This window comes from Streptomyces sp. JHA26, assembly GCF_002005565.1.
GTDB lineage: Bacteria > Actinomycetota > Actinomycetes > Streptomycetales > Streptomycetaceae > Streptomyces.
The window spans coordinates 1-5169 of record NZ_BDJC01000117.1 but is presented as its reverse complement, the minus strand read 5'-3'; the positions used below and the strand labels follow the sequence as shown (position 1 = coordinate 5169).

The following is a 5169-nucleotide window of genomic DNA, read 5'->3' as shown; positions in this document are numbered from 1 at the left end:
CACCATCGGTGAAGACGACATCGCGCAACGGCCGCTCCAGCAGCCCGTCGAACCCGGCACACACCTCGTCGAACGCCGCCGCGAAGACCGGGAAGGCCTCATACAACTCCCGGCCCATCCCCACACGCTGACTGCCCTGCCCCGAGAACAACACCGCCAGCCGGCCCGGCACCACCACACCACGCACCACACCAGCAACCGGCTCACCCGACGCAAGCGCAGACAACCCGGCCCGGTCACCCGACAGCACCACAGCCCGGTGCTCGAACACCGACCGCGACGTCGCCAACGACCACCCCACATCCACCGCAGCAAGCTCAGAACGCTCACCCAGGAACGACGCCAGCCGCTCCGCCTGACCCCGCAGCGCCGGCTCCGACTTCGCCGACACCACCCACGGCACCACCACCGGCACCACCGGCGGCTCGGCGTCCGCGACCGGCTCCTCCTCGGCAGCCGGAGCCTCCTCCAGAATTACGTGCGCGTTCGTCCCGCTGATACCGAACGACGACACACCCGCCCGACGGGGACGACCGGTCTCAGGCCACGGCATGCCCTTAGTGAGCAGCTCGACGGAACCAGTGGACCAGTCCACGTGCGGGGAGGGCTCGTCGACGTGCAGGGTCTGCGGCAGCACTCCGTGCCGTATCGCCAGCACCATCTTCATGATCCCCGCGACACCGGCCGCGGCCTGTGTGTGCCCGATGTTCGACTTGATCGATCCCAGCCACAGCGGCCGGTCCTCCGGCCGGTCCTGGCCATAGGTCGCCAGCAGCGCCTGCGCCTCGATCGGGTCACCCAACTTCGTGCCCGTACCGTGCGCCTCCACCACATCCACCTCGGCAGCCGACACCCCGGCGTTCGCCAACGCCGCCCGGATCACCCGCTGCTGCGACGGACCGTTCGGCGCGGACAGGCCATTGCTCGCCCCGTCCTGATTCAGTGCGGAACCCCGCACCACCGCCAACACCTGGTGCCCGTTGCGCCGCGCGTCCGACAACCGCTCCAGCAACAGCATGCCGACGCCCTCCGCCCAGCCGGTGCCGTCCGCGTCCGCAGCGAACGCCTTGCAGCGGCCGTCGGGAGCCAGACCCCGCTGACGGCTGAACTCCACGAAGGCGCCGGGGCTGGCCATCACCGTCGCGCCGCCGGCCAGCGCAAGCGAGCACTCGCCCTGGCGCAGTGCCTGTGCTGCCCAGTGCAGGGCGACCAGCGACGACGAGCACGCCGTGTCCACCGTGACCGCGGGGCCCTCGAACCCGAAGGTGTAGGAGATCCGCCCCGAGGCGACGCTGCCGGCGTTGCCGGTCATCAGGTAGCCCTCCGAGGCCTCCCCGGCCTGGTGCACCAAGTCGCCGTAGTCGTGGTAGGTCAGGCCGCAGAACACGCCGGTCTGGCTGCCGCGCACCGAGGCCGGGTCGATACCCGCCCGCTCCAGTGCTTCCCACGACGTCTCCAGCAGCAGGCGCTGCTGCGGGTCCATCGCCAGCGCCTCACGCGGCGAGATACCGAAGAATCCCGGGTCGAACTCGGCGGCGTCGTACAGGAATCCACCCTCGCGGGCGTACGCCGTGCCCTTGTGGTCGGGGTCCGGGTGGTACAGCGCCTCCAGGTCCCAGCCGCGGTCGGTGGGCAAGCCGGCCACCGCGTCGCCGTCGTTGACGAGGAGGTGCCACAGGTCCTCGGGGGTCTGGATGCCGCCGGGGAAGCGGCAGCCCATTCCCACGATGGCGATCGGCTCGTCATGCGGTGCCGTTCGCGGCGTCGCGGCCGCCAGGAGCGTGGCGGCTGTCGCGCCGGCCTGCTGCTCGTCGTCCGTGTGATCCGGTCCCAGCAGCTCACCGAGGATGTGGCGGGCGGCCGCGGCCGGGGTCGGGTAGTCGAACACGAGGGTGGCCGAGAGCTTGAGGCCGGTGGCGGCGTTGAGGCGGTTGCGGAGTTCGACAGCGGTCAGCGAGTCGAAACCGAGGTCCTTGAAGGCACGCTCCACCGCGAGCTTCTCGGCGTGCCCGAGGACGGCCGCCGCGCTGTCGGCCACCAGCTCCTGCAGGACGTCCTCCCGCTCGCGCGGCGTGAGGCCGGCAAGGCGTCGTACGAGAGCGGAGCTTCCACCGTCGTCGGTGGCCGACTCGACCACGCGGCGGACCGGGGTGCCGATGAGGTGCCGCAGGATCGCGGGGACGGTTCCGGGGCGTGCGTTGGCGCGCAGCACGGCGACGTCCATGCGCGTGGGTACGAGGAGGGAGTCGTCCGTCGTCCGGGCCGCGTCGAACAGCGCCAGTCCCTCGTCCGCGGCAAGCGGCGTCATGCCGAAGCGCGCCAGGCGGGCCATGTCGACTTCGCCCAGGTGGCCGGTCATCTCACTGCGTTCGGCCCAGAAGCCCCAGGCCAGCGAGACCGCGGGCAGCCCCTGTGCGCGCCGGTGCGCCGCCAGAGCGTCCAGGAACATGTTGGCCGCGGCGTAGTTGCCCTGGCCCGCGGCGCCGAAGGTCGCGGCCGCCGAGGAGAACAGCACGAAGGCCGTGAGTCCCATGTCCCGGGTCAGCTCGTGCAGATGTGCCGCGGCGTCGACCTTGGGGCGCAGCACCGCGTCCAGCCGTTCCGGGGTCAGCGACGCGATGACGCCGTCGTCCAGGACACCCGCCGCGTGGACCACACCGCGCAGGGGGTGTTCATCGGGGATCCGCGCCAGCAGGCCGACGAGCGCGTCGCGGTCGGCCACGTCGCACGCCTCGAAGACCACGTCGGCCCCCAGCGCGCCCAGTTCCTGTTCGAGTTCGGCGGCGCCGGGCATGCTCCGTCCGCGGCGCGAGGCCAGCACCACGCACCGGACTCCGTGTTCGGCGACCAGGTGTCGCGCCACCAGGCGCCCCAGGACGCCGCTCGCGCCGGTGATCAGCACCGAGCCGTCGGTGTCCCAGACGGGTTCCGACGTCGCCGCCGGGACGGCGGAGACCGTCGCCCTGGTCAGCCGCGGGATGTAGACCCGGCCGTCGCGTACGGCGATCTGTGGTTCGTCGCCGGCGAGTACGACGTCGAGCAAGGCGTCCGACACCCCGTGCCCGTCCACGTCCACGTCACACAGCACGAACCGATCCGGATGCTCCGCCTGCGCGGACCGCACCAACCCCCACACCGCAGCAGCCGCCAGATCGGACACATCCTCACCAGGAACGGCCGACACCGCACCCCGCGTCACCACCACCAGACGCGACCCCGCGAACCGCTCCTCAGCCAACCACTCCTGCAACACCCCCAACGCACGACGCGACACCGACCGCACCGCAGCCGGATCACCCACATCCACGCCGGCATCCGTACCGTCCCGGGAAGCGGAGAGGAAGGGCAGCAGCACGTACGCGGGCACGGTCTCGTCGGACGTCACCAGGTCGGACAGGCCTGCGTACGGGCCCTCGGTCGATCCGGTGCCGCCGAGAAGGCCCTGAAGCTCGGCCGCGTCGGGGCCCACGACGACCCGCCGGGCGTCTTCCGCCACCGTGACGGACGTCGTCGGCAGAGCCGCCCATTCCACGCGGAACAGCGACTGGTGCGGCAGGCGGTCTCCGGCGGCCACGTCGTTCGGCGTGACCGTCTGGATCGTCACCGTTTCCGCGGTGACCACCGCTTGGCCGGACTCGTCGGCCAGCAGCATCGCGACGCCGTCGCCCGCCGTCGGTGAGAGCCGCACGCGCAGCGTGGACGCACCGGTGGCGTACAGGGACACGCCGTTCCATGCGTGCGGAAGCACGACCTGCGTGCCGTCCGCACCGGGCGTCCTGCCGTCCATGACGTGGAAGGCGGCGTCCAGCAGTACGGGGTGCACCCCGTAGCGCCCGGTGTCCGCTCGCTGCTCCTCCGACAGGCTCACCTCGGCGAAGATCTCCTCGCCTCGGCGCCACGCCTGCCGCAGGGTACGGAAGGCGGGACCGTGGACAAGGCCGGCGCCTTCCTCCGAGCCGGAGCTCTCGTACAGGGCCGCCACGTCGATCGGGTCGGCTTCCGCCGGGGGCCACTGGCCGAGGTCCTGAACGGCGGCGTCCGGTGCCGCCGGGATACCCGACGTCAGCACGCCGCGGGCATGGCAGGTCCAGGAGGGATCCGAGGCCTCCGAGGCCCCGGCGTCGTGGCGCGAGTGGACGCTGAGCGTACGGCGGCCGGAGGCATCCGGTCCGCTCACCGCGAGCTGGAGCTGGACAGCCCCGTTCTCCGGCAAGGCCAGCGGCGTCTGGGGCGTCAGCTCCTCCAGCCGCCCACAGCCGACCGCGTCTCCGGCGCGCAACGCCAGCTCCACGAAGACGGAGGACGGGAGCAGTGCCGAACCGTAGAGGGCGTGGTCCGCCAACCACGGGTGCGATTGCAGAGAGAGCCGGCCCGTGAAGAGGTGCCCGCCGGTCTCCGGCAGCGTCACGGCCGCGCCCAGCAGGGGGTGATCGGCGGACGAGAGACCGGCGGAGGCGACATCGCCCTGGCGGGCGAGGGACGGTTCGATCCAGTAGTGCTGCTCCTGGAACGCGTAGGTGGGCAGGTCGACGCGTCGGGCGCCCGTGCCCGCGAACACCCCGGCCCAGTCGACGGTCGCGCCCCCGACGAACGCCTCGGCGGCGGACGTCAGGAAGCGCTCCATGCCCCCCTCGCCGCGGCGCAGCGTGCCGACCGCCGTGACCGGCGTGTCGGTGTGCGTCTCGGCGGTCTGCTCGATGCCCATCGTCAGCACCGGATGCGCGCTGGACTCCACGAACAGGCGGAAACCGTCGTCCAGCAGAGCCTCGACGGCATCCGCGAAGCGGACCGTCTGGCGCAGGTTGCGGTACCAGTAGCCCGCGTCCAGAGACGACGTGTCCACGACGCCGCCCGTCACCGTCGAGTAGAACGGCACGGCCGCGGCCCGAGGAGTGAGGCCCGCCAGGTCGCGCAGGAGGACGTCCTCGATCTCCTCGACATGCGCGCAGTGCGAGGCGTAGTCGACGGCGATACGGCGGGCTCGCACGCCGTCCTCCTCGCAGACGGCCAGCAGCTCGTCCAGCGCGTCCGCATCCCCGGAGACGACCACGACCGACGGACCGTTGACCGCCGCCACCGACAACCGGCCGTCCCAGGCCGACAGACGCTCACCGACCTCGTCCGCGCTCAGGGACACGGACACCATGCCACCCCGGCCGGACAGCGCAC

At 72.0% G+C, this 5169-nt stretch carries 1 protein-coding gene; it reads right to left on the bottom strand.

What is annotated here, in order from left to right:
* Window positions 1-5143 (bottom strand): SDR family NAD(P)-dependent oxidoreductase (locus JHAT_RS34455; RefSeq protein WP_375603604.1); only part of this gene is annotated, 5143 nt, incomplete at its 3' end.
* Between the last annotated feature and the right edge of the window lie 26 nt (window positions 5144-5169).